The sequence below is a fragment of the Nodosilinea sp. LEGE 07088 genome, assembly GCF_015207395.1.
Taxonomy (GTDB): Bacteria; Cyanobacteriota; Cyanobacteriia; order Phormidesmidales; family Phormidesmidaceae; genus Nodosilinea.
The window spans coordinates 1-23,352 of record NZ_JADEWX010000093.1 but is presented as its reverse complement, the minus strand read 5'-3'; the positions used below and the strand labels follow the sequence as shown (position 1 = coordinate 23,352).

Here is a 23,352-nt window from a genome sequence, read left to right as displayed (position 1 = left end):
GGTTGAGGGGAGATAATCGGTTTCGGGATAGTATAGGGTCTGCGAAATCGAGGACTAGAGAGCTATGGCGCGCCTGGCACTGTTGAGTGTATCCGATAAAACTGGGCTGGTAGAGCTGGCCAAAACCCTGGTAGACGAGTTTGGTTTTGACTTGATTAGCAGTGGCGGTACGGCTAAGGCGATCGCAGCGGCAGGGTTGCCCGTCACCAAGGTGTCAGACTACACGGGGTCGCCCGAAATTCTCGGCGGGCGGGTGAAGACGCTGCACCCTAAGATTCACGGCGGTATCTTGGCGCGGCCAGATTTGGCGGCAGACCAAAAGGATTTAGCCGACAACGGCATTCGCCCGCTGGATCTGGTGGTGGTAAATCTCTACCCCTTTGAGCAGACGATCGCAACAGCAGGCGTAACCATGGCCGATGCGATCGAAAACATCGACATCGGTGGGCCAACGTTATTGCGGGCGGCAGCCAAGAACCACGCCTACCTGACGGTGCTGTGCAGCGCCGAGCAGTATGGGCCGTATCTAGATGCCCTGCGCCAGCATGAGGGGGAAGCCCCGCTAGAATTTCGCCAAGCCTGCGCCCGCGCCGCATTTTGGCACACGGCCAGCTACGACCAGGCAATCGCCACCTACCTCACCGCCGCCACTGGTGAAGCGGATGCCTTGCCCCAGCAGTGGGCGCTAACGGGCCGCCAGCAGGCCACCCTGCGCTACGGCGAGAATCCTCACCAGACGGCGGCCTGGTATCGCACCGGGTCGATGCCCACCGGCTGGGCCGGGGCCGAGCAGCTCCAGGGCAAAGAACTCAGCTACAACAACCTGGTGGATCTCGAAGCGGCGCGGCGCATAATGGCGGAGTTCCCCAGCGATCGCCCGGCGGCAGCGGTGCTCAAGCACACCAACCCCTGCGGTGTGGCTATGGGCGATACCCTAGCAACGGCCTACCGCCGGGCCTACGATGCCGACGATGTCTCCGCCTTTGGTGGCATTGTGGTGCTAAATCGCGCCATTGACGCCGATACAGCGCAGCAGCTCACGGGTACATTTCTCGAGTGTATTGTCGCGCCGGGGTGCGACGCTGCCGCCCAGGGCATTCTCGCCAAAAAACAAAACCTGCGGGTGCTGGTGCTGGCGGATCTGCTGACCGGGCCGAGTCATGGGGTAACTGCGATCGCAGGCGGATTTTTGCTCCAGGCTCCCGATACCTACCGCGATGACCCCACCACCTGGCAAATCGTCACCGAGGCGCAGCCCAGCGAGACGGAGCTAGCGGAAATGCTGTTTGCCTGGCGGGTGGTCAAGCATGTGAAGTCGAATGCGATTGTCGTCACTCACCAGCAGCAGACCCTCGGCATTGGGGCCGGGCAGATGAATCGGGTGGGCTCCGTCAGCATCGCCCTAGCGCAAGCGGGGGAAAAAGCTCAGGGAGCCGTTCTCGCCAGCGACGGGTTCTTTCCCTTTGACGACTCGGTGCGTACCGCCGCCGCCGCTGGCATTCGCGCTGTGGTGCAGCCGGGCGGCAGCCGCCGCGACGAGGATTCGATCAAAGCTGCCAACGAACTGGGGTTGATCATGGCGATGACCGGCGTGCGCCACTTTTTGCACTAGAGCATCGGTACAGTAGGGCTAAAAACCCGGTTTCTTTGTCACGGCCCTAACGGCATGACTGGCCTTCTGGCCGAGAAACCGGGTTTCTGTACCGGCGTTCTAGTCATGATGGCGACCAATGCCACCGAGCATCAGCCCCGTACCTAAAATGTTCAAGTGCTACTGGCTGCAATGGCTCGCCTATGGCAGCGGGTAGCGGGGTCGCTATTCCGTTGAGTTGGCTACGCGGCGGTGTCGCCGGTAGAGGGTAAAGGCAGCGATCGCGATCGCCGCCGCCGTCAAAATATGCACCACATTAAACGGCGTGCCCGGGAAAAACCACGAGTCTGTGCGCAGAAATTCGATAAAAAATCGCCCCAGAGGGTACCAGATCAGGTATCCTAGCGCCAAATCCCCAGGCTTAAGTTGTTTCTCAAACTTGCGCGAGATCCACAACAGCACCGCAAAGCCCAAAAAGTTCCACAGCGACTCGTAGAGAAACAGGGGGTGAAAGCGGGTGGCCTCGGGGTATTGGGCCAGGTCGTTGTAGGGGGCAATGCGGTGCTGGGCGTCGATGCGCAGGCCCCAGGGTAGGGTGGTCGGCGGGCCGTAAAGCTCCTGATTGATGAAATTGCCCCAGCGGCCAATCGCCTGGGCCAGCGGCAAGCCCAGGGCGATGCCATCGAGGTAGGGCAGGGGGTTGAGCTTGCGCACACGGCTGAAGACAAAGAGGGCGATCGCCCCAAAGATGAAGCCGCCAAAAATGTGGATGCCACCGCCCCAAATTTGCAAAATCTTGCCGGGATGATCGAGGTAGTAGCCCAGCCCCTCTGGCCCGCGCGGCGACTGAATAAACACGTAGTAAAGCCGGGCGCCGATAAAGCCCGGAATCAAAATCCAGAACAACATGTCCCAGAGGTTGTCGGGGTCTTCGCCCTGGCGGGCGACATAGCGGCCAGCCACCGTTGCCGCCGTGAGAATGGCCGCCAGCATCAGCAACCCGTACCACCGCAGGGCAAAGGGGCCGAGTTCAAAGATGATGGGTGAAACGGGAGGGTACATAGGCGAAAAGCGAGGGCGCGCGATTAATTTTCGATCGAGTCAAACGGATTAATAATCATTAAAGAATCATTAATGACTAATCCCTTGCTCATCTCTTCTGTATAGAGGATAGGGCATTGATACTGCATTGCCGTGCTAACGATCATGGAATCCCAAAAGGATAGACTATAACGTTCTCTTAGGGCAGATGCTTCTAACAACGTCCCTACATCCATCGGGCAAATGGCATAGTTTTGATAAAACGACCGAATCAATGTCTGGATACCTGCTTCGGTGAATTTAAATTTGCGGATCAGATTGACGGAGACCTCATTGACGACCTGCAAAGATAGGCAGGGGTTAATTCCAGCCAGCAACGCTCTGGCAACCTCATGACGCTGGTCAGAGGGGGTATCTTCAGAGTGAGTTATGGCATAAATCCAGACATTGGCATCGACAAAGTAGTAATTAGCACCGCTCATAGATTTCGTCTCGGCTCAGAGGCTTAAAGTTGCGCACCGAAATGGGGTGAGCGAGGAGATAGCCAATGCTATTCTCCTCGGTGTCAATATGTGTAGAACTTGATGATTTTAATGCTGAAGAATTTGATAATTGACGATCAACTAGCCGTAGCAGTTGTGTCGCCAGTTGGAGTTGCTCTTTAGGGGAAAGTTGCGCCGCTTCTCTCAGCAAATCTTGCATAGTCATAATATTTCTCCCTGGTAAGCATGTTGATATGCGGCAAGCAAAATCATCGTCGATTAATCCTCCAGATAGCCCAGTTCTTCGAGGCGGCGGCGAACTTCGGGGTCGTCGTAGTCGGTGGCGCGGGTGGTGACAGCCTGGGCCAAATGCTGATCAGAGCGATCGGCAAAGGCCTGGAGGCAGTCTTGCAGGGCTTCCACATTTTCGGGCAGGATGGCGCTGAGGTCGAGGGCCTCGGTGGGGTCTTCGAGCACGTCGTAGAGTTCGGCCACTGAGCCTTCGGTTTCGATCAGCTTGTGCTGGCCCATCCAGACGGCGCGGCGGACGCGATCGCACCCCATGGTCTTCACCAGCTCGGGCTGGCGCCTCTGCATCAGGTTGACCACGTTCTGCGGCGGAATCGCCTCGGCGAAGACATAATCCCGTTCTTTTAGATCGCCCTGGCTGTGTACCAAGTCCAGGGCCAGCTCTTTCTCATTGGCCAGCCCAGCAGCGGCCAGCACCGTGTGAAACAGGCGCCGGGTGGAGACGACGGTATCGACCACAGTGCCCTGCTCCAGACGGTGCTCAGGATCGCGAATGATCAGCGGCACCCGCACCAGCTCGTTGTAGATCGAGAGGCTGTGGCCCATATACTGCTTTTCGCCCAGGTGTTCGCCGTGGTCGGCGCAGATGATCACCAGGGTGTTGTCGAGCTGGCCCGACGCTTGCAGGCGCTGAAAGAATTGCCCCAGCAGCACATCCTGGTGGGCGACCTCGGCATCGTACATGCCGTCGAGGGTTTGCTTTTGCTCGTCATCGAGGGCACCGGTCAGCGGGGCCAGCCAGCCGTAGACATCGCCATTGAAGCGCTGCAAAAAGCTCTGGGCCTTGCGATCGGCCAGCACATGGGGGGCAAACTGCTCGATATAGCGCCGGGGGGGATGGTAGGGCATGTGGGTGCCCATCAGATTGACAAAGGTAAAAATCGGCTGATCCGCCTCCGTGCCCGCGCGGTTAATCAGTAGGTTGGCGGTGTCTTCGAGGGATTTTTGCGTGTTGCCCTTAAAGCTGAGGGCCGTTTGCCACAGGGGCACCATCAGCGGCGTAAACGACAGGGCCAGCAGCGCATCCGATCGCGCAAAGGCATCCTGCATGCGATTCAGCACCCCCGCTATCTGGCGCTTAAACCACTGGCGATAGCGACCCACAATCCCTGGCCGACTGCCCGCCTGGTTGGGCCTGGAGGTGAGCAGGCCGCTGTAGTTGAGAAAGCTGGTAAACCCCCGCCGCAGCCCGTTGTTGATCACCCCCACCAGCGGGTTGTTGCAAAACCCGGCGGTGTAGTAGCCGCTGGCCTCTAATCGCTCGGCCAGGGTGGGCAGATCGGGCGGCAGCACCGAGTAGGACTGCACCATGGTGTGCTCGGAGGGGTAGAGCCCGGTAAACATCGAGGCGTGGGAGGGCACCGTCCACTGGGCCGCTGACACCGCCTGGGTGAAGCGGGTGGCCTGGGCGGCGATCGCATCCAGATTGGGCGACGTCGGCTGGTCGTAGCCATAGCACGACAGGCGATCGGCCCGCTGGGTATCGAGCACAAGAAAGAGAATGTCGGGGCGAGCAGCCATAGGGTTTAGCCAACGAGTCAACAGGGCATAGGTTCCATCCTAAACAGAACCGTTCTCAATTGCCTGAGTCTAGGCTCAGAAATTGGGTGCCGTTCGAGCTGTTGCTATTGTCGGCTATCTTGGCGATGCTGCTGCGATGGCAGGCCAGATATCCTGCAATACGTTCGAGCAGTCAGCGGCTTAGAAGGTGATTGTTGAGGTGCTGTCTGAATCGACCCAAAGCTATGACCGTGGCGATCAGTAGGGGCATTGCAGGCAATGCCCCTACAAACAACCCTGACACCCTCAAATATCTGGCGGATACTATAGGCAAAAGCTTTCTCTCCCTCTCGCCCTGGCATGGACAACGGGAACCGCAACCAGCTATTTACCACACTCAAAGATTTGCCCCAACAAATCTTCGAGCAACTGCTGTTTGCCCTGAAACTCCCCGGCGGCCTCATTCCTAGCGCTGAAGCTCCCCAGGCAAACCGAGTGAAAGCCTTGCTTGACTGGGCTGAAGGTTCCAGCGGACCAGGCTTGGACGAAATCAGGCATCAGCTCAAGCACATCGAGCAGAGCCAGACCCCACAATTTGAGGCTTATCTGCGATCGCTCAAGGCCACCTACGAGAACTGGCGGGAGTACTACACGCCGACCGATGCGGTTGGCAAGGTTGAGCAACCCAAGCCCAAGCAGCCCTCGGTGTTTGATTTTGGCCTGATGGTGCAAACCGTCGAACAGCCACAAACAACTGACGACCTAGACGCCGACCCCAACCCACAGAAACAAGAGAAAACCGAACGCCTGCCCGTGCTGGCTGGCATTCGCAAGTACGCCGACGTCCATGTGCTGCTGATGGGCCGCCCCGGCTCGGGCAAATCTACCGCGTTGATACGCCTGCTGCTGGAAGAGGCGGCCCAACTCCTCAAATTAGAACAATCCTCCGCCGTTCCCCGAGCGAAGTCGAGGGAAGGAGAGACAGGCTTCGACTCCGCTCAGCCTTCGTACAGTGCCTCGCAAGCGACAGTTCAAATTCCTGTTTTAGTCGAGCTGCGCTACTGGCAAACCTCCGTGCTAGAGCGCATTCGAGCGTTTCTCTACCGGCACGACCCCCAGCTCGATTTAGACGATGCCGCCCTGACAACGCTGCTGCGCCAGGGCCGCTTTCTGCTGCTTTTCGATGGCCTCAACGAGCTGCCCTCGGACGACGCCCGCACCCAGCTCGTCGCCTTTCGGCGCGACTACGCCAAGGTGCCAATGATTTTCACCACGCGCGATCTGGGCCTGGGAGGCGACCTGGGGATTGAGAAAAAGCTGGAAATGCAGCCGCTGACCGAGGCGCAGATGAAACAGTTCATTCGCGCCTATGTGCCCGAGCAAGCGGAGGTGATGCTGCGGCAGCTAAGTAGCCGCCTGCGTGAGTTTGGCCAAACCCCGCTGCTGCTGTGGATGCTGTGCGAAGTGTTTCAGCAGTCGCCCAATCGGCAGTTGCCGAACAACCTGGCGGAGGTGTTTCGAGCATTCACGACGATGTATGCCGACAGCAGCGTGCGCAAGCATGAGGTGGCGCTGCTGAAGGGCGATGTGCGGCCCCTGAGCGATCGCCGCCTGTGGAAAGAGGCCCTAATGGCCTTGGCGGCCCGGATGATGCAGGGCGAAACCCCGGTTGATTTTCGCGTGGCGATACACCGCACCGAAGCCGAACGCGAACTCAGCAAACGCTTTGCCAAAGAAAACTTCCCCGTTCGCGACATCTTAGACGACCTGCTCAAATACCACCTGCTGCAAAACCGCAGCGCCGACCAGCTCGAATTTCGCCACCAGCTGATTCAGGAATATTACGCAGCGGAACATTTGTTGGATCTGCTGCCACAACTAAATGATGAGCGACTGAAGCGCGACTACCTCAATCTGTTGAAGTGGACAGAACCCATTGCCCTGATGCTGGCGCTTATGGATGACGAAGCGCAGGCGCTGCGGGTGGTGAAGCTGGCAATGAATGATGTGGATTTGATACTGGGATCAAACTTAATAGAATCTGTCCATCAACAATATCAGAGACATGCGGCTAAAATGATTAAGAGTCTCATGATAAATGAAGCTACTGAGATAGGCATTCTGAAACTAACAGAGTCGAGAGCAATAGCAAATTATTTTGTCGAAAATCTTAGACTTCTAGGATCTAACGCGAGTCGTGAGATGGCCTTAACTTTGCATGAACTAGGCTTTCTTAAGTCAGGTGACATAAAGGGTATTGAGTTTCCAGAAAAAAAATCTAGAAATTATTTTTTTAATACGACAGCAATAGAGTTTAAATTTGAGGATCTTAAATGGTTCGAAGATAATTTAACCATCCAATCTTTGTCTGATGATATTTCTGAACTTCAGGAATATTTGCAGGATGAGCTTTGGAGGGAAGGAGAAATAGGTGATGGATCATTAGAAGAAAATCTTCTAAGCACCTTGAACAGGGTGAACACCATTCAAGAATGCTTGAGTGACTCATCAGATGACTCTGAATTAATTTTAGGGATTATTGAAATATTGGGAAGTTCCATCCCTCAAGTACGCTCTCGGACAGTAAAAATCCTAAGTATGTTGGGAGGCATACAATCCTCGCAGAATATAATTTTATCTTTAGAGGACATCAATGCGGAGGTCCGCAAAGCAGCTGCAGAGGCATTACTTGATCTTGATGAAAATAGTAATGCTGTTGAGGGATTGTTAAAAAGGCTAGAAAAAGAAATCGACGACGATGTGAGATGCGCAATACTTAACACATTGGGAGAATTAGCTGAACCAAAACATATATCAGTTATTCTTCTAGCCTCGCAGCCTAAGACCAGAGGCTATTACTGTCTCTCCACAATTGCCAAAATCCAAAACCGTTGCAAGTTTTACAACTACGAAATCTGGCAGAGCACTATTCCCCAAGGCAAGGCTATTTCTCTCTACTTCTCCTACGCCCCCGCCGACGAAGCCCTGCAAACCCAACTGGCCAACCATCTCACCCTGCTCAAACGCCAGGGCGTCATCACCAGTTGGAGCCAGCGCCAAATTCTCCCCGGCGACGAACCCACCCAAGTCATCAACCAGCACCTCAACACCGCCGACATCATTCTGTTGTTGATCAGCGCCAACTCCCTCGCCGACGATACCTGCTACAACCTCGAAATCCAACGCGCCATCGAGCGTCACCAGTCAGGCGAAGCCTGCGTCATCCCCATTCTGTTGCGTCCCGTCGATTGGGCCGGTGTCCCCTTCAGCCAGCTCCCCGTCTTGCCCAAAAACCACCAGCCCGTCACCCTCTGGGATAATCGAGACGCCGCCTTTCAAGAGATCGCCGAAGGCATTCGCGCCGTCGCGATGGAAGTGAGAAAAGACAAGTAAGGAGGCGGGGGAGCGGAGGGGCAGGGGAGCTAGGCTGAGAGTGTGACCAGCGTTTCAGAGCGTCATTGGACTGGGTAAAACCCTAACTTAGGAGTTCATGCATGCAAATAACAATTGATTTACCAGATGAGGTTCAAATCACCGAAAGCGATTTGCGCACAGAGCTTGCTGTTACCCTTTTCCAGCAAGAGCGAATTACGTTAGGCACTGCTAGCCAAATCGCTGGACTTCACGAAACCAAATTTCAGCCCTCCGTAAATCCTACCGAGTAAACCCATGACCAAAACCCTCACCATCACCCTGCCCGATGCCCTTGAACAAGCCCTGGCTGAAACTGCTGCCCAAAACCAAACCACCGCCGAAGAACTCATCCTCGCCGCTCTTACCCAGAAATTTATGCCCCCATCTGACCCAGACCTGATCAACGACCCCCTCTTTCAACTGGCCGGGTCAATCACCTCCAATATTCCTGATCTCGCCGAAAACCATGACTACTACATTGGCCAAGCTCTCCATGAAGAAATGAACGGTAATGACAACTAGCCTATTTGTCGATACGTCTGGATGGGCTAGCTTTTTTATTCAAGACCAGCCCTACTATCCTCAAGCCCTACAAGTTCTGAGTCGTGCCCGTACCGAAAACCAAACCATTATCACCACAAATTACATCATTGCAGAACTCGTTGCCTTACTGTATAGTCCATTGCGCCTGCCTAGAAACCAACTCTTTTCTATCATCAACACTATTAAAAGTCGCCCCTATATTCAAATTATTCACATTGATCCATCCACAGATCAAGCCGCCTGGGAACTTTGCCAAAATCGCCCGGATAAACCCTGGTCACTTGTCGATTGCAGTTCCTTTGTCATCATGCAACAACACAATATTCAACAAGCCCTCACTACCGATCGCCACTTCGAGCAAGCAGGCTTCATTCGTTTACTCAATCATGAATAACAGCTTCAGCATCACAAACTTTAGCGCTCCCAACACTGCCGTTAACTGGGGCGGCACCTTTGAAGGCAACCAAATCAGCACCCAAAACACTATATGAAAAAGATTAGCTACAGCAAAGACGTTGATGCTCTGCTCGTTGAGCTATCCGAAGCTCCTATTGCCTACGCCGAAGAAGAAGGCCAGGTGATTTTGCATTATTCAGAAGACGAAAAGCTAGTTTTAGTCGAGATTCTAGATTTTCGGCGGTTTATGTCTGAGGAGACTGTAACCTCACTGTTGGCATCCTAGGCCGTTTATAAACTTATTCAACCTACCTGTAGGGTGGGCATTGCCCACCAGCAAAGGGTTACAGCCCCTACAAAGAAGCGTTTAGACGCGGATTGCTGTATCGAGATGCAGGCGCGTGCGGGGAATTGCAGGTTGGCATATGGCTAATGCGTTAGCGCAGCCTCCCGGAACGGGAATCGCGCGATATTATGACTATCGCTCTGCCGGGGTATGGCTGGTGGGTGCTGGGGTGAATGGTGGGCAGTGCCCACCCTACCAACCTGGGGCATCATTGAGCCTGCGATGGTCAAGAACCGGCCCAAAGGGCCATCGCCCCAGCCCATCCACCGATCGCCTAAGCCGCCAAAATCATGTCATCCAGGGCAAAATCCACCTCAGCCTTGTCGTGGCCAGCGGCCAGGTAGTCGTTCTCGAACGAATCCTTCAGACCCGCGACCAGGTCGTAGGTCGGTGCCCAGCCCAGCTCCGCCTGAGCCTTGTCCGTCGCGGTAAAGAAATGCTGCACCCGCATTGGAAACGCCTTGGCCTTGCCAAAGTCAAAATCCTTCGGGTCGTAGTGCACAATCTTGAGGCTGGCCGCATCCTTCCCTGCCGCCGTGGCGCAGGCGCGGGCTAGCCCGTCAAAGGTGACCGCCTTCTCGCCGGAGATGTTGTAGATCTGGCCGATCGCCGTTTCATTCCCCAGCACCGCCGCCATCGCCGCCGCCAGGTCTTGCACATGGCCCAGCTGCGTCAGGTGCATGCCGTTGCCGGGAATGGGCACAGGGCGATCGCGCACCACCCGGTCAAAGAACCACTGCTCCAGCGGGTTGTAGTTCTGCGGGCCGTAGATGTAGACGGGCCGCACCGAGGTAAACGGCACCCCCTGGGCTTGCAGGTAGGCCTCGGTCTCAAACTTGCCCCTGTGGCGGCTTTTCGGGTCCACCGCATCGCCTTCGATGTGGGGCATCTGGTCCGACTTGAGGTAGACCCCCGCCGAGCTGACATAGACAAAATGCTGGAGTTTGCCCCCAAAGATTTCAATCAAGGGCTGGGTGTCGCTCAGTTCGCGTCCATTGTTGTCGAAGATGGCGTCGAAGGTTTCGCCGCTGAGCTGGGTTTTGAGGCTGTTGGGATCGGTGCGATCGCCCACAATGGTGGGCACACCCTCCACGGGGGCGGGGTGGTTGCCCCGGTTAAACAGCACCACCTCATGGCCTTGCTCAATCAATAGCTTGGTGAGATACACCCCAATAAATCGGGTACCACCCATGACCAGTACGCGCATTGCCTTCTCCCTGTTGCTAACCAGCGGCCCCAAAACCTGCGGTAAGGCCCGCTGAACTTAATGTATGTATATTAAGCCGCGCTGATCCCTGAAATTCTCTTGAGGAATCAAGGTATTTGGCCCCAAACCCGTTAAGCAAAACCGTAGATACTGGCCCAGGCCTTACGCTACGGGGGCAACCCGCCTAAAATGTTATGAGTTGAGCACCGGCCTTAACATCCCAAGCGTGAGATTGTCTCTACATGCGAGAGCTGGACAACGCCTATCGAATTTTGGAGCTAGAGCCTGGTGCCTCACTGGAGGCGATTAACCAGGCTTACAAAGATCTGGTGTTTGTCTGGCATCCCGATCGCATTCCCCAAGACAACGAGCGGCTCTATCAAAAAGCCCAGGACAAAATCAAGGCGCTAAACCATGCGCGGGATTTGCTGCGATCGCACAGTCGCACGGCCCCGGCCGCCAGTCGTGCCAGTCAGAGTTATGGGGCCAGCACCCCCAGCTATCGCTCAGCCTATAGCGACAGCCCCTATCAGGGCAGTAGTTATCAGGGCAGCACCTATCAAGGCAGTACTTATACCAACCGCACTGCCCAAGAGACCGCTGATGGTCGATCGACCTACAATCGCTACTACCGCTACCAGCGCAACACCTACGGTGGCAGCTACTACGGCAACGGCACCAGCAGCAACGGCAGTAGTAGCGCTGGCACGAGCAATACTGGCACGAGTAGTCATGGATCGGCTGCGGGATCTAGTGCGGGTCAGGCCCAGAGCTATCGCCAGCGTCGAGATGCGGCCGCTGGAGTTGGAGGCGATAAAACTGCCAGCGCCAAGAGTCAGAGCGGCACTACCAATGGCAAGACCGCCCCAGATAGCTCAACCAGTAGCTCAACCAGCAGCCGCTCTGCCGCCGATCAGTCTTACAACAGCTACAACGCCCACACCCGTAACGGGGCCACCAGCACCCACCGATCGCGCCAGAGCCCCGATCTCAGCGGTACCGACATGCACGGGGCCAACCTGCGCGAAAAAGACTTTGCTGGCCGCAACCTCAGCGAGGCCAATCTGAGCGGGGCCGACCTCAGCGATGCCTTTTTGCACAAGGTCAACCTTAACCGGGCCAACCTCAGCAAGGCCAAGCTGTTTCGCGCCAATCTGCTGCAGGCTGACCTCAGCCATGCCAACCTGCGCGAAGCTGATTTGATCGGGGCCGACTTTAGTGGGGCCGACCTCAGCGGGGCCGACCTCAGCGGGGCCAAGGTCGCCGTGGGGGGCCGCACGATGGTGAAGCTCACTGGCACCATTCTCACCGGGGCGATCATGCCCGACGGCTCAATTCACGATTGATGGAGATACTCGGCTGCCGTCTACTGTGGTGCCGAGGCCCGAGGTCAGGGCTGTAGGGGAAATATTTAGCAATCTCTAATGGCTTGGGTCAGATCGCAAGGGGCGATATCAGTTGCTTGAAAGGTACATGCTCTTAAGTCGGCTTGGCGAAAAGAGGTGGCGGCCTGATGTCTCAGCGATCGCCAGCCGTAGATCAAGCTTTTGACGGTGACCACCACGCAGAGAACGGCCACTATACCGATGACCACACCACGTCCCCAGGTGCCTGTCGTGAACAGATTGCTACCGCTGACCCACAGTAAAAAGGCCAGACCGTAGGCTGCGATCGCGCCCAGCAGGGTCACGATCGCGTTGACTAGGGGCATTTGCACACGCCCAGCGACCAGACACCCGAGTAAACCCAGCCCGACAGCGCCTGTGATTGCAACCGTGGGATTGTTGTCGGTGAGCCGTCCGCCATAGAAGAAGCCCATCAGGGCTGCTGTAGAGAGGCCTGCTAGAGCTTGGGGAAGGCGGGGGCTGGGCAGTGACAGGGTCGTCAAAGCGGCGCTGATGGCCGCGATCGCTAGCGAAATATAGAGGGCCACAACGTAGGGCCAGGCCGCCTGGCCCGGCAGAGTACCAAGGGCGCCAAATACCAGCGAGCTGACCGCATGTGCCATGAAGGCGACGCCGATCGCTGATGGTAAACCAGCGATCGCTATTTTCCTCAGGCTAGAGCCCGTGCGACAGCGGATAAACCTGGCCCCGCGCAAATCGGCTTGGTAGAAGTTGCAGCCCCGCAGGTCACAGTCCGAAAAGTGACCATTTTGTAGCGCTTGCTGGCGAAATGAGTGCCGCCGCAGGTCTTGATTGATAAAACTGGTATGGGCAGGACGCATTGTGGGGCTAACGACGGTGAGCAGCGGGCGAGAGGTTTGGTTCGGTAGGATTGCAGGTACAGCCGGACTCATGATACCGCTGCTGCTCTACAGCGGTGCTCAGGGTTCGCGTCCGAGTCGGACGCCGCTAGCGGAGAGCCTTTTTGCCGGAGTCACCTACCGGCGAGAGGTTGAAGAACAGCCGTGGCCCCAGGTTGTCCATATCGTCACGATTGACCTGGAGACGGGGGTTGAGGTTTTGGCCAGCCCAGGTACAGCGGCAGATGATGATTTTGAAACGACAGCGCAGACAACGTCGAAATTTTTGACCCAAAACAATTTGGATCTAGCCGTCAACGCCAACTTTTTCTTTCCCTTTGAAGAAAAGACGCCCTGGAATTTTTACCCTCGACGGGGCGATCGCACCAACGTGTTAGGCACGGCTATTGCCAATGGTGAGGTTTACTCTGCCCCAGAAGCCGACTGGCCCGCGCTCTGCTTTAGTGCAGACAACCGAGCCCAGATTGTCGCGGGTGGTACCTGCCCTGACGGTACACGACAGGCGATCGCGGGCAACCAGCAGCTGGTAGCAGCCGGAACGCCGGTGCCCTTTGACTTTGCAGACAGGCCCTACGCCCGGGTGATGGCAGCGGTGAGTGAGGGGGGCGATCGCCTGTGGCTGGTCGTCGTTGACGGCAAGCAACCCCGCTATAGCGAGGGCGCAACCCTAGGGCATCTCACCCAAATCGCCCTCGACCTCGGGGCCGACGCCGCGATCAATCTAGATGGTGGTGGCTCGACTACCCTGGCCGTCAGCGCTCCAGACGGGCGACCCCGCCTACTCAATGCGCCTGTGCATACAAAATTGCCCATGCGACAGCGCCCTGTGGCCAACCACCTGGGTTTTCGCGCCGTTAGCCCCCAGTAGCTCATGCTAATCGTTCGGTCAGGTGCTGGGCAATACCGCTTTTTTAATCACGCCGTGAACGCCCCAGTTGCCGTCTACGACCTGGGTAATGCCAAAGTCTGTCGCCACCGACATCAGGCTAATGGCTTCATCTTCGCCCATGCCCTGGGTGGTCATGAGAAAATGGCGCATTTTGCGAAAGGCATCGCGCATGGCTTTATCGACAGACGACTGGCCAAAGATGTCCTGCTGAGCGGTATCGCCCAGCTCTTCCAGGTAGTTAGCGTAGCTGAAGCCGTGCACGACGTACTCCTCATCGTTTTCTAGCAGCGGGTAGTAGAGGTCTTCTAAAATCGTGCCAGTCAGGTCGCTCTGCTTGTGAACGGTGACCTGAATTTTGCCGGTGAGCGAGGTTTCGATCGCGGTACCGGCCAGCTCCGAATCGCCCTGGGCGGCGTGGGGGTCACCCAGCGAGAGTAGCGCTCCCTCGACTGCAACCGGATAATACATCGTGGCCCCTTCGCCGATGCGCCAGTTGTCGATGTTGCCGCCAAAGTAGCTGGGCGGCACCGAGTCGACCACATCGGCTTCTTTAGGCGCCAGGCCAATCACCCCAAAGTGAGGGCGAATCGGGACCTTGACGCCCTCTAGCACCTCGTAATTTTTGTCGATGGTATCGGGGTCTACCGGCACACCGGGGTAGTCGATGATTTCATGGACAACGCCGTAGGGGTCGGTCTGGGGCATCCAGCGAAAGTTGTAGAGGGCCGTGGCGTAGTCTTCGGTTTCGGTGGCGTCTAGCTCATAGATGGTGATCACTTCGCGGGGGTTGGGCGCTTCAACCATGTCGTTGTAGTGAAAGCCCCACCAGGCGGCGGCGTTGCTGCCGAAGGTGCGGCCCTCGTACTCGGGGTTGCCGCTGGGGCGCGGAGCAACGTCGAGGATCTTCACCTCCAGCACGTCGCCGGGCTCGGCCCCGTTGACGTAGATCGGCCCGGTGAGAATGTGGACCCCCGCCCCTTCGCCAGAGCCGGTTTCGTAAACCTCAGGGTCGGTGGAGCCTGCGCCACGGCGATCGACCCCCTTGCTATCAGAAGTCCAGGCAAAGACGCTCTCGGCACCGGGGTCGCCCAAGACCATCAGCGAGGCGTCGTCGTTGGCGTGGTGGGTGAGGGTCTCGACGGTGACAATATCGCCGGAGTCGATAGTCAGCTTGGGCTCCAGCGACTGGCTGAAGTAGCCCCAGTGCACGGTGTCGGCATTGGCGGCCAGATAGTGCTCTGTGGGCATCTGGGCGATCGCGCGGTTGATCATGACCCCACTCAGCCCTAGAGCTACAGCTAAGCCAAGCCCCAGCAAACCAAACCGAAAGCGTCTCACCATGCCAAACTCCTCTCTACCAATCAGGAACGACTTATCACCGTGGCTACGATGCTACGGGGGGGGATAGCCAGGGGCTGTAGTCTGAGGAACATTCCAAAGGGAAAAATCTTATGGAATGGGCACTTTGATGCCCTCTAGTACCTTGTAGTTTTTGTCGATGCCCGAGTGAAACCCGCTATAGCTTGCTTACGTCGTTAAATAAATAAGGATGGTTTTGAGTAAAGGGTTTGAACCACCATTTTGGGGTGAGATATTCGAGGTTAAAACCTAATGCCTAGACGATATCGCTGGCTGATCAGCCTCGCCCTTACGGCGTTCATCAGCCTCTCCTTGGGGATGCTGCGGGGGTACAGGGTACCCGCTTCTTTGGCCCAGAGTAATCAACTCGAGCGGTTTGATGCCGTCTGGGAAACCGTCAACGACAACTTCTACGACCCCGACTTCAACGGCGTAGACTGGGTGGCGATGGCAGACCAGTACCGATCGCTGGTGGCCCAGGCGGCGTCTCGCTCAGAGCAGGCAGAGCTGATCAACCAAATGCTGGCGGAGCTGCACACGTCCCACACCCATCTCTACACCGCCGATGATCCGGCCTACTATCAGCTGCTCGGCATTTTTTATCCGCGCCTTGCTGAGCTGCGGACTCAGCTTGAAGCAACCTTCCCAGACGGCAAAGTTGAGTATGTTGGTATCGGGGCCATTACCACCAAAAAAGAGGGTAAAACCTTTGTCAAAGCTGTCCTGGACGGCAGCCCGGCGGCAGCGGCAGGGTTGCAGGTGGGCGATCAAATCCTCAGCGTTGAGGGCCAGCCGTTTCAGCCCGTTGAGTCATTTGTGGACCGTGCGGATCAGCCTGTTTCGCTGCGGGTGCAGCCCTCGGCCAGTCCTGACAGCCAGCGAGAGATTGTGGTAACGCCTCAGCGCTACGACGGCGTCACCATGTTTCTCGACGCTATGGCCGACAGCGTGCAGATCGTTGAGAAGGCAGGGCAGCAGATTGGCTACGTGCACATCTGGTCCTACGCAGGCGATCAGTATCAAACCAAGCTGGAAGAAGAGCTGATCTACGGTCGCCTCAAAGATGCCGATGCCCTGGTGTTGGATCTGCGGGAAGGGTGGGGCGGCGCACCGCCAACGGCGCTCTATCCTTTTACAGCCAGAGGCCCCAGCGTGACAAATGTGGGCCGCAATGGCCAGGCCTGGACCTACCACAGCCAGTGGAAAAAGCCGGTGGTGATGCTGGTCAATGAGGGCAGCCGCAGCGCCAAGGAAATTTTGGCCTACGGCTTTCAGCAGTACGATATTGGGTCTGTGGTGGGTAGCCCCACCCCCGGTGCAGTGGTGGCCGGACGCCCGTTTTTGATGCCCGACGACAGCCTGCTCTACGTGGCGGTGGCCGATGTCTACGTAGATGGCGACGTGCGCCTAGAGGGGGTTGGGGTAACCCCTGACGTGGTGGTGCCAGCCCCGATCGCCTACGCCCAGGGAGCAGACCCGCAAAAAGAACGGGCGATCGCTACCGCATTGGCCTTACTCGACGCTTAAATTTCTCTCATCAAGAAGAACCAGTCGGACGATTTTTTGCTCACCTTGTTTCCCCTAGAATGGCTCAACCCGTCGAAATAAGCCATCGACTATAAATCAGCTTGAAGGCGATCGCCGATGGTATGGCAGTGCAGCAGCCTGGACGACCCTAGCCCGACAGGGATATGACGGCTATTAGAACTTAGTGTTTCTCGCCATGCCGCCTAGCTTAGAGACATCACCCTTTTGGATGTTGGAGCAAGCATAATGAATTCCGGAAATATTTCCCAAGAACAATCCACCGACCAAGATCAACAGACTCGCCGTAGTCGCTCAGCGCAACTAAGACTCATAAACTCTGTCGGAGGCGCTTTTTTCGTCGGCTGTATCTCATTTCTAATTTGGGAAATGAGTTTAGATATACAACGTGAAATATTGATCATGAAGCTTGAAATAGAAGTCCATTCTATTTCTATTCAGGGGAAACTCTTACAGAACTCGTCGTCAGGCTCTGTTGAGGAAATTGAGAATGGGCTAGCCCAAACGGAGCTTTTAGAGAAAAGTCTTTTGGACAACGCGAGTTATCAAGAAGAACTGGTAGGACTTCAGACAGGCATAGTTCCCGAACCTGTCCTCGTCGTAGGAGCTGCTGTAGGTGCAGGACTCGCTTGCATCCGGGCGTAAAGGCGGAGGTAAATCGTTTTGAGTCAGCAGTCTAGGAATATTGAAAACGGAAGCTGTTCTTATGGACTCCTTAAAGGTAGCCGATATCTGGAACCGCAATGCAGAGGCCTGGACTGTTCTGGCCAGGCAGGGATATGACGTTTATCGGGATTTCGTGAATACCCCCGCCTTTCTGGCCATGCTGCCCAGCATTATGGGTCTCAAAGGATTGGATATCGGCTGCGGGGAGGGAGCGAATACTCGCGAGTTAGCTGAGTTGGGCGCTAGTCTGGTAGCCATTGATGTGGCCCCAACGTTCATTCAATATGCCCAGGCTCAAGAGCATCAAGACCCTCGCGGCATCGTTTTCCAAGTAGCCAGCGCCACCGAACTGCCGTTTGATGCTGCGACGTTTGATTTTGCGACGGCTTTTATGAGTCTGATGGATATTTCCAACAGCGAAAAGGCTATTCAGGAAGCTAACCGGGTGCTCAAACCAGGCGGGTTCTTTCAGTTCTCTATTACCCATCCCTGTTTTGATACGCCCTATCGTCAGTCGCTCAAGGATGCCGCTGGGCAGGAATACGCGATCGCGGTAGGGCGCTATTTTGAGCACACTGATGACCGTATTGATGAGTGGATGTTTAGCAATGTTCCGGCCCCCCTGCGACAGCAGTGGCCCAAGTTTCGCGTTCCTCGCTTTCACCGCACCCTCAGCGAGTGGCTGAATCTCCTAATCGGCGCTGGTTTTATGATTGAGGCTCTAGCTGAACCCAAGGCGGACGATGCGATCGCGGCTCAGTGCCCCACCGTGGCAGATACCCAGATCGTGGCCTACTTTTTGCACGTCCGCTGCCGTAAACCCCTGAATTAGTTGTGGATAGGGCACCGACGCGATTGGTCTTTATGGATAACCTGCGGGTGTTTCTCACGCTGCTCGTAGTCGCTCACCATGCCGCCCAGCCCTACGGCCCCACAGGCGGTAATTGGCCGATCGCGAATCCAGAGCGAGCGGCTATTTTAGGGCCGTTTTTTGCCGTCAATGCCGCCTTTTTCATGGGGCTGTTCTTTTTTATCGCAGGGTATTTTGTGCCCCCCGCGTGCGATCGCAACGGCACAAAGCGACTGCTTCAATCTCGGCTACGGCGCTTGGGACTTCCGGTACTATTTTTTGCCCTGGTGGTGTTTCCCCCGATCCTGTACGCCCTGGCTAGTCCTCCAACTTCTTTCCCAGCGTTCTTTGTCCAGGTCTATGTCAAACAGCTCGACATTGAAGTCGCGCACCTCTGGTTCCTGATGCACTTGCTTGTTTACACGGCTCTCTACGGGCTATGGAGATATCTGACCCGATCGCGCCCGTGCAAGATTCAGCCGCCTGGTCATGGCTCGATCTTGATCTATTGGCTCGGCCTCAGCATAATCACCTTTCTCGTGCGGATTAACTACCCTATCGATCGCTGGATCGATGTATTGGGCGTTTTGCCCACCGAAATGGCGCATCTGCCGCAGTATGTCAGCCTTTTCGTGCTCGGCATCATGGCCTACCGCCAAAATTGGGTGGGGCGCATGCCCATCTCTCGCGGGCTGATCTGGCTGGGAGTGGGGTTGGGGGCCGGTTTCCTGCGCTACCTCTACAGCTTGAGTCGAACTAAATTTGCCCTTCCTGATCTCATTGCTGGCGGGGGATTCGACTGGTGATCGCTGATTTGGAGTGGTTGGGAAGCTATCATCTGTGTCGGTCTCTGTCTCGGACTATTGATCCTGTTTCGTGAGCACTGCAACCGGCAGACGAAACTGCTACAGAGGCTGTCTGCAAATGCCTATGGGGTGTACCTCATTCATCTTTTAGTCATTCTCTGTGTTCAGTTTGTTGTCGCCGATCTAACCCTTGTACCATTGGCTAAATTTGGGCTGGTCATGGCTATAGGCACGCCAATTTGTTTTGCCCTTAGCGACCTGCTGCGACGACTTTCATTCATCCAAAGCGTTTAGTCAAGTGCAATTCGACAGGCTGACAGTGCCGCCAGTTCTGCCTCAGTTTCGTCGTGCCACAAACTTTCGGCCAGGCTGAGGCAGGGAGCTACTTCAGCGGGCTGAGTCAGTCCACTACAGGCGCTGATGGCCGTTAGTTCACGCGGGGTATTGTCGTGGGTAGAGGTTTCGGCCTGTCGCAAACAGGTGGCATAGGCACCTAGCTGAAACGGTTCAAGATCGGTTTCAATTAGCCATCGCCGACGTACCCGACAGGCTTCTATGCCGGTTATTTCAGAAGCTGAGCCGTCGAACCATAAGCTATCTGCCAGTTCAATACAGGCCGCGATATTTTCAGGTTCAGCGGTGCCCTGACAGGCGGCGATCGCGGCTAGTTCACTGGCGGACCCGTCTCGAAAGAGGGCGTCTGCCGTAGTCAGGCAGGCTTCAAAGGGGAGCTGGGCCGCTGCGGGGATAGCGGCTACAAGAAAATTGACTGTCGCCAGAGCAAGCCCTAAGCCAGAAGCTACTGCAGTCTTCATATGTTTAGCTACAACCCTCTATCCAGTGTACCTCGGGCGATCGCCCACTTCTGAAATCCATCACCTGATTGCCTCGACTGGCGATAGTTTCAAAAATCATGCTGTGATGGGGCGGATCGGGGTCGGTGATTGTCACATAGTGACCGTCGTTTACGTAGGGATGCCCCGTGATTTCTGCCTCAGGGTAGGCGGCAACGACCTCAGCCTCAGTGGCCCATAGCCCAATCCCTTCTGGAGTGGCAATCTGGCTACTCTCAATATTAATGGTCACCGGCTTACCGTTGATCTCTTGGCGGCTGAGGGAGCTGACATCTACGCGGGCAATGCGATCGTCAATGACCATAAAGGCTAGCTCTGGCGGCCCCTCCTGTGGTTTGGCATAGGCGCAGCGGCTGGGCTCACCCGTCCTGTAGTCAAACCCTCTGACGACTAGATCTACATTGGCCGCTGCTTCGGCTTCAGCCACCGTCATCCCGATCTCAATCGGTCCAACACCCGAAAATGTGATCTGAGCATTGTCCAGTTCGGCGGGCCTATCGCCCTCGACTCCAGTCTGCGGTACTGTCGGCTGAGCGAGTATGTCTATGGCACAGTTCTGCAAAGACAGCGTCAGTACTATCTGGGGCAATTGTCTGATATGTATTGGCCAAAAGAAACTGCTCAGCATTGTTTTGAAGGGCACAACAATGACAGCTCAAGAGTTTTAGCTTAGTTGGGCGATCGCCCCTTGGTCATCGACCGACTGGGTCTATTTTTAGAGCCAGTCAGAGGTAGGCATTGAGCGTAGAATTGGGCCAGAATAATCATTCGCTAGTGTAATTTAGGAGCAACTTGATATGGTTCCCGAAGATAACCAACCGCAACGTCGTACCGTAACCGATATTGCCTATCAGTTCTTGCTGGGAATTGCCTTTGGGCTGGTGTTGGCCTCACTTCCAGCCCTATGCATCTCAGTGTCTGTACTTGAGTGGCGCACCACCTATGTAACTATTTTAGGAACTATTGTGATGCTATGCGGAATACTCTCTGCCAGTTTGGGCAATAGGTTCCTAAAGCCATTAATCACGTTTTTAGAATCAATTCCTCCAGTTGTCTAAAGAAATGCTGGTAAAAACAAGTGATTTGGCAGCATTAACATTTTTTCAAGTTTAATTCAGTGAGTTACTTATACCATCGTGTTCCGGCTCATCTCACGGGTTCAGTCCTCTATCCGCTCAACACTTTAAAGCAGAAATTTCCTGCAATTTATACAGCCCATGCCGCAAAGTATGTTGGTCGAGAAACCCTAACTCAGCAAATCGTGCCTCCCCTTGGCTGTCTATGGAACGACGCGCTTCATTTCTCTCCTGTGCATCCTAATTCAATCTATCAGGGTTTGCTGGCAGCAGGCTTTGAGCCTCAGCCAATGCAGTGGTTTGAGGCTGAACCGCTGGCCTTGAACTTTAACAGGACAAACACTGCTATTTTCCTCCATCCACCAAAAGAATATTTGGATTTCACAAAGCTAGCGGATGCGTTTGCACCGTTTGATTATGCTCTACTGTCAGAGCTATCTGAGCTACCTGAGGCTACCCTGGCATACTATCGCGCAAGTCGGGAATCAGGTCAGTCTCCGCTGCTGTTTCATCGGATTCCTCATATTCTTTATCGAGGCAGTTTGCATGTCAAAGATATGACCTTGATCAGGATTCCTTAATAACTTTGCTGACATATTGTTACTATGTTTAAGCTCAATCAAGCAGCCAAGCTAGACGCTGTAGAGGGTCTTGAGCAATGACTAGCCAGGACAGGGTATAGACAGAAACATGTGCCAGACCGTAGAGAACTGCTTTAGCGAGACGATGGCTATATCGATAATGGCACCAGAGCATCAGCGCCAACAGCAGTAACCAGGCGTACCTCAATAGAGACGCTGCTAAGTAGAGGCCTAGTGTCAGCAGATACAATCTTTGAAAAAGACTATCGTTAATGAACTTAGGGTCGTCAATCGAAACGATAGGAAGATGTCCTAGCAAAATGTAGCCTTGCCAGGTGGTTAATCCTAGCATCAGTAGTAGTACTGCTGGCATCAAAGTCAACCCCCAGAGCACGGCTACCCAAAGGTTAAATCGCGGATACACTACTTTCCTTGTTCCCATTGCTGATACGAATCTATGGAACTTTGAAGGCTCCGCAGATAACTGCGGAGCCAGTTTTGTCTTACTCAGCTCTAATCGGCGGTTCGCTGACCATTGAGCGAGCGATCGCCACAAACTCTGCTTGGGGTGGATCACTAGCCATGGTTACGATCGCATAGGTCAGCCCGTCCTGCTGCCACATCACCAGCTGATTCATGGCATCCGACTCCCCTTGCAGCAGGTGATAGCCCTGGATCCCTTCGCCTAGCTCAACCGGGGTAACATTTTGACCTTCCGGGGGCCAGTTTTCGACGATGGGACCGGCGTTAGTGGCCCCGATCATGCCGATGGTGCAGCTTGTGTCAGCACAGTCGGGGGTAAGCCCCAGGCTGACAATCAGTTCTGTATCAGAAGCTTGACTGATGAAGGGGTAGAGATCGCTGTCTGACGGCACGGCTGCCGGTAGGCGGAACTGCCAGCCCGGAGGCAGTTCCTGCTGAATGTCTTGCAGTATGGGTTCAAAAAGAGGATCGGGAGCGGCATGGGCTATGGAAAACGCGCTCGAAAACCCGAGCAAAAGAGCGGCTAAACCGACTCGGCTGGAGAGTTGTCTCGTCATGGTTGGGTTTCCTCAGTGGGACAGAAGGCGCAGCTTTAAACTCAATGCATGGTGCAAAGGGCCCTATTAACTGCGCCCTTCAACGATGGCCCGATCAACAGGGTCACTACATCAACCAATCGGTTCTACAATATAGGCCAGCCGGACAGGCAGAACTAGCCGGTCGGCTGGCTAAGAAATGAGCCGCGACCTGCTGGAGCAAGAGTTTGCAGCATTTAACCAGGCCCTCAAGCATAGAGTCGAGGTAGGCCATGGATGATCAACAAAGCTATGCCGTCGGCTGGGGCACGCTGGCTTTGATCACGGCTGGGATAGCCCAAGGCAAAAATCGCAGCGGCGGCAACTGGTTTTTGCTGTCATTTTTAATCGGCCCGATCGCGCTGTTTATCCTCGTTGCCTTTTTTGACAAACTGGAACGCTGACCGCTCACTATCAAGACTTGGAAAATGGATTTTGATTTTTCCCTTAACGGGTGACAACGTACCTAAAGAGCTTGCTGCATCAGGGATAGAGCATAGAGACCACGCTGAAAATAGCGATGTTTATGGGGTTTGAGCGCTATCAGTTGGAGTGCCCAGTCGGTCCATAACT

General features: G+C 55.3%; 24 protein-coding genes and 1 pseudogene. 15 read left to right on the top strand and 10 right to left on the bottom strand.

The features are described 5' to 3' along the window. The first annotated feature begins 64 nt into the window (after positions 1-64). Positions 65-1,612, top strand: a complete 1,548-nt coding sequence (purH, locus tag IQ254_RS18810; RefSeq protein WP_193967700.1) for a bifunctional phosphoribosylaminoimidazolecarboxamide formyltransferase/IMP cyclohydrolase — start codon at positions 65-67, stop codon at positions 1,610-1,612. Positions 1,613-1,816: 204 nt separating this feature from the next. On the opposite strand, the gene lgt is transcribed toward purH, so the two are convergent. From lgt to IQ254_RS18790, 4 genes are read right to left on the bottom strand one after another with little or no spacing between them, the layout of a single operon-like run. After that, positions 1,817-2,653, bottom strand: a complete 837-nt coding sequence (gene lgt / locus IQ254_RS18805) for a prolipoprotein diacylglyceryl transferase (RefSeq protein ID WP_193967699.1) — start codon at positions 2,651-2,653, stop codon at positions 1,817-1,819. Between the two features lie 23 nt (positions 2,654-2,676). Next, on the bottom strand, positions 2,677-3,114 hold the full coding sequence (locus IQ254_RS18800; protein WP_193967698.1) for a PIN domain-containing protein: 438 nt from the start codon (positions 3,112-3,114) through the stop codon (positions 2,677-2,679). Beyond that, positions 3,101-3,340, bottom strand: coding sequence for a hypothetical protein (locus IQ254_RS18795; protein WP_193967697.1), 240 nt, complete (start codon positions 3,338-3,340; stop codon positions 3,101-3,103). The genes IQ254_RS18800 and IQ254_RS18795 overlap by 14 nt, the downstream gene beginning before the upstream one ends. Positions 3,341-3,393: 53 nt before the next feature. Then, positions 3,394-4,944: a sulfatase gene (locus tag IQ254_RS18790; protein WP_193967696.1), complete on the bottom strand. Its 1,551-nt coding sequence runs from the start codon at positions 4,942-4,944 to the stop codon at positions 3,394-3,396. A 339-nt stretch (positions 4,945-5,283) separates the two neighbouring features. Here IQ254_RS18790 and IQ254_RS18785 point away from each other — a divergent pair, with 339 nt between their 5' ends. The 5 genes from IQ254_RS18785 to IQ254_RS18765 all read left to right on the top strand — a co-directional run bounded on the left by IQ254_RS18785 (position 5,284) and on the right by IQ254_RS18765 (position 9,562). Then, a complete protein-coding gene (locus IQ254_RS18785) occupies positions 5,284-8,316 on the top strand; it encodes a TIR domain-containing protein (protein WP_193967695.1) in 3,033 nt (1,010 codons plus the stop codon). A gap of 101 nt (positions 8,317-8,417) precedes the next feature. After that, positions 8,418-8,588, top strand: coding sequence for a UPF0175 family protein (locus tag IQ254_RS18780; RefSeq protein ID WP_193967694.1), 171 nt, complete (start codon positions 8,418-8,420; stop codon positions 8,586-8,588). A gap of 4 nt (positions 8,589-8,592) precedes the next feature. Continuing rightward, the gene (locus IQ254_RS18775; RefSeq protein ID WP_193967693.1) at positions 8,593-8,859 is read left to right on the top strand and encodes a hypothetical protein; all 267 of its coding nucleotides are present in this window, start codon (positions 8,593-8,595) and stop codon (positions 8,857-8,859) included. Further along, positions 8,849-9,274, top strand: coding sequence for a type II toxin-antitoxin system VapC family toxin (locus IQ254_RS18770; RefSeq protein WP_193967692.1), 426 nt, complete (start codon positions 8,849-8,851; stop codon positions 9,272-9,274). The genes IQ254_RS18775 and IQ254_RS18770 overlap by 11 nt, the downstream gene beginning before the upstream one ends. Before the next feature lie 93 nt (positions 9,275-9,367). After that, positions 9,368-9,562 carry a DUF2283 domain-containing protein gene (locus IQ254_RS18765; RefSeq protein WP_193967691.1) on the top strand — a complete coding sequence of 65 codons (195 nt, stop codon included), beginning with the start codon at positions 9,368-9,370 and terminating at the stop codon, positions 9,560-9,562. Between the two features lie 334 nt (positions 9,563-9,896). Here the strand turns inward: IQ254_RS18765 and IQ254_RS18760 are convergent, their stop codons facing one another. Then, positions 9,897-10,829, bottom strand: coding sequence for an NAD-dependent epimerase/dehydratase family protein (locus IQ254_RS18760; protein ID WP_193967690.1), 933 nt, complete (start codon positions 10,827-10,829; stop codon positions 9,897-9,899). 242 nt (positions 10,830-11,071) lie between these two features. Here IQ254_RS18760 and IQ254_RS18755 point away from each other — a divergent pair, with 242 nt between their 5' ends. After that, positions 11,072-12,175, top strand: a complete 1,104-nt coding sequence (locus IQ254_RS18755) for a pentapeptide repeat-containing protein (RefSeq protein ID WP_193967689.1) — start codon at positions 11,072-11,074, stop codon at positions 12,173-12,175. 65 nt (positions 12,176-12,240) lie between these two features. Here IQ254_RS18755 and IQ254_RS18750 read toward each other — a convergent pair whose 3' ends face one another. Then, positions 12,241-13,128: a pentapeptide repeat-containing protein gene (locus IQ254_RS18750; RefSeq protein ID WP_193967688.1), complete on the bottom strand. Its 888-nt coding sequence runs from the start codon at positions 13,126-13,128 to the stop codon at positions 12,241-12,243. On the opposite strand from IQ254_RS18750, the gene IQ254_RS18745 reads away from it, so the two are divergent. Continuing rightward, positions 13,127-13,963: a phosphodiester glycosidase family protein gene (locus IQ254_RS18745; protein WP_193967687.1), complete on the top strand. Its 837-nt coding sequence runs from the start codon at positions 13,127-13,129 to the stop codon at positions 13,961-13,963. The genes IQ254_RS18750 and IQ254_RS18745 overlap by 2 nt on opposite strands. Positions 13,964-13,981: 18 nt before the next feature. On the opposite strand, the gene IQ254_RS18740 is transcribed toward IQ254_RS18745, so the two are convergent. Beyond that, positions 13,982-15,325 (bottom strand): acetamidase/formamidase family protein, encoded by a 1,344-nt coding sequence (locus tag IQ254_RS18740; RefSeq protein ID WP_193967686.1) that lies wholly within the window; start codon positions 15,323-15,325, stop codon positions 13,982-13,984. Positions 15,326-15,595: 270 nt separating this feature from the next. On the opposite strand from IQ254_RS18740, the gene IQ254_RS18735 reads away from it, so the two are divergent. From IQ254_RS18735 to IQ254_RS18720, 4 genes and pseudogenes are all read left to right on the top strand, one after another. Then, the gene (locus tag IQ254_RS18735; protein ID WP_193967685.1) at positions 15,596-16,870 is read left to right on the top strand and encodes a S41 family peptidase; all 1,275 of its coding nucleotides are present in this window, start codon (positions 15,596-15,598) and stop codon (positions 16,868-16,870) included. Positions 16,871-17,116: 246 nt separating this feature from the next. Next, a complete protein-coding gene (locus IQ254_RS18730; RefSeq protein WP_193967684.1) occupies positions 17,117-17,533 on the top strand; it encodes a hypothetical protein in 417 nt (138 codons plus the stop codon). A gap of 61 nt (positions 17,534-17,594) precedes the next feature. Then, positions 17,595-18,386 (top strand): class I SAM-dependent methyltransferase, encoded by a 792-nt coding sequence (locus IQ254_RS18725; RefSeq protein ID WP_193967683.1) that lies wholly within the window; start codon positions 17,595-17,597, stop codon positions 18,384-18,386. Between the two features lie 32 nt (positions 18,387-18,418). Then, positions 18,419-19,504 (top strand): annotated as a pseudogene (locus tag IQ254_RS18720) (acyltransferase family protein). On the opposite strand, the gene IQ254_RS18710 reads toward IQ254_RS18720, so the two are convergent. Next, positions 19,501-20,025, bottom strand: a complete 525-nt coding sequence (locus IQ254_RS18710) for a hypothetical protein (RefSeq protein ID WP_193967680.1) — start codon at positions 20,023-20,025, stop codon at positions 19,501-19,503. The pseudogene IQ254_RS18720 and the gene IQ254_RS18710 sit on opposite strands and share 4 nt — an antisense overlap. A gap of 4 nt (positions 20,026-20,029) precedes the next feature. Then, the gene (locus tag IQ254_RS18705) at positions 20,030-20,497 is read right to left on the bottom strand and encodes a hypothetical protein (RefSeq protein ID WP_193967679.1); all 468 of its coding nucleotides are present in this window, start codon (positions 20,495-20,497) and stop codon (positions 20,030-20,032) included. Between the two features lie 364 nt (positions 20,498-20,861). On the opposite strand from IQ254_RS18705, the gene IQ254_RS18700 reads away from it, so the two are divergent. Further along, complete coding sequence (locus tag IQ254_RS18700; protein WP_193967678.1) at positions 20,862-21,122, top strand: hypothetical protein; 261 nt, start codon at positions 20,862-20,864, stop codon at positions 21,120-21,122. Between the two features lie 59 nt (positions 21,123-21,181). Continuing rightward, positions 21,182-21,721, top strand: coding sequence for a hypothetical protein (locus tag IQ254_RS18695; protein ID WP_193967677.1), 540 nt, complete (start codon positions 21,182-21,184; stop codon positions 21,719-21,721). 503 nt (positions 21,722-22,224) lie between these two features. On the opposite strand, the gene IQ254_RS18690 is transcribed toward IQ254_RS18695, so the two are convergent. Beyond that, on the bottom strand, positions 22,225-22,761 hold the full coding sequence (locus IQ254_RS18690; protein WP_193967676.1) for a hypothetical protein: 537 nt from the start codon (positions 22,759-22,761) through the stop codon (positions 22,225-22,227). A 251-nt stretch (positions 22,762-23,012) separates the two neighbouring features. Here IQ254_RS18690 and IQ254_RS18685 point away from each other — a divergent pair, with 251 nt between their 5' ends. Further along, entirely contained in the window at positions 23,013-23,183 is a 171-nt protein-coding gene (locus tag IQ254_RS18685; protein WP_193967675.1) for a hypothetical protein, read from the top strand. Positions 23,184-23,352: the final 169 nt, after the last annotated feature.

Bases quoted from the DNA above. Each gene is read 5' to 3' on its own strand.
- IQ254_RS18745 (WP_193967687.1), top strand. From the start codon at position 13,127: ATGATACCGCTGCTGCTCTACAGCGGTGCTCAGGGTTCGCGTCCGAGT.
- purH (WP_193967700.1), top strand. From the start codon at position 65: ATGGCGCGCCTGGCACTGTTGAGTGTATCCGATAAAACTGGGCTGGTA.
- IQ254_RS18700 (WP_193967678.1), top strand. From the start codon at position 20,862: ATGGTTCCCGAAGATAACCAACCGCAACGTCGTACCGTAACCGATATT.
- IQ254_RS18725 (WP_193967683.1), top strand. From the start codon at position 17,595: ATGGACTCCTTAAAGGTAGCCGATATCTGGAACCGCAATGCAGAGGCC.
- IQ254_RS18795 (WP_193967697.1), bottom strand. From the start codon at position 3,340: ATGACTATGCAAGATTTGCTGAGAGAAGCGGCGCAACTTTCCCCTAAA.
- IQ254_RS18780 (WP_193967694.1), top strand. From the start codon at position 8,418: ATGCAAATAACAATTGATTTACCAGATGAGGTTCAAATCACCGAAAGC.
- IQ254_RS18685 (WP_193967675.1), top strand. From the start codon at position 23,013: ATGGATGATCAACAAAGCTATGCCGTCGGCTGGGGCACGCTGGCTTTG.
- IQ254_RS18710 (WP_193967680.1), bottom strand. From the start codon at position 20,025: ATGAAGACTGCAGTAGCTTCTGGCTTAGGGCTTGCTCTGGCGACAGTC.
- IQ254_RS18790 (WP_193967696.1), bottom strand. From the start codon at position 4,944: ATGGCTGCTCGCCCCGACATTCTCTTTCTTGTGCTCGATACCCAGCGG.
- IQ254_RS18785 (WP_193967695.1), top strand. From the start codon at position 5,284: ATGGACAACGGGAACCGCAACCAGCTATTTACCACACTCAAAGATTTG.
- IQ254_RS18690 (WP_193967676.1), bottom strand. From the start codon at position 22,761: ATGACGAGACAACTCTCCAGCCGAGTCGGTTTAGCCGCTCTTTTGCTC.
- IQ254_RS18765 (WP_193967691.1), top strand. From the start codon at position 9,368: ATGAAAAAGATTAGCTACAGCAAAGACGTTGATGCTCTGCTCGTTGAG.
- IQ254_RS18740 (WP_193967686.1), bottom strand. From the start codon at position 15,325: ATGGTGAGACGCTTTCGGTTTGGTTTGCTGGGGCTTGGCTTAGCTGTA.
- IQ254_RS18800 (WP_193967698.1), bottom strand. From the start codon at position 3,114: ATGAGCGGTGCTAATTACTACTTTGTCGATGCCAATGTCTGGATTTAT.
- IQ254_RS18750 (WP_193967688.1), bottom strand. From the start codon at position 13,128: ATGAGTCCGGCTGTACCTGCAATCCTACCGAACCAAACCTCTCGCCCG.
- lgt (WP_193967699.1), bottom strand. From the start codon at position 2,653: ATGTACCCTCCCGTTTCACCCATCATCTTTGAACTCGGCCCCTTTGCC.
- IQ254_RS18770 (WP_193967692.1), top strand. From the start codon at position 8,849: ATGACAACTAGCCTATTTGTCGATACGTCTGGATGGGCTAGCTTTTTT.
- IQ254_RS18735 (WP_193967685.1), top strand. From the start codon at position 15,596: ATGCCTAGACGATATCGCTGGCTGATCAGCCTCGCCCTTACGGCGTTC.
- IQ254_RS18705 (WP_193967679.1), bottom strand. From the start codon at position 20,497: ATGACGGTGGCTGAAGCCGAAGCAGCGGCCAATGTAGATCTAGTCGTC.
- IQ254_RS18730 (WP_193967684.1), top strand. From the start codon at position 17,117: ATGAATTCCGGAAATATTTCCCAAGAACAATCCACCGACCAAGATCAA.
- IQ254_RS18760 (WP_193967690.1), bottom strand. From the start codon at position 10,829: ATGCGCGTACTGGTCATGGGTGGTACCCGATTTATTGGGGTGTATCTC.
- IQ254_RS18755 (WP_193967689.1), top strand. From the start codon at position 11,072: ATGCGAGAGCTGGACAACGCCTATCGAATTTTGGAGCTAGAGCCTGGT.
- IQ254_RS18775 (WP_193967693.1), top strand. From the start codon at position 8,593: ATGACCAAAACCCTCACCATCACCCTGCCCGATGCCCTTGAACAAGCC.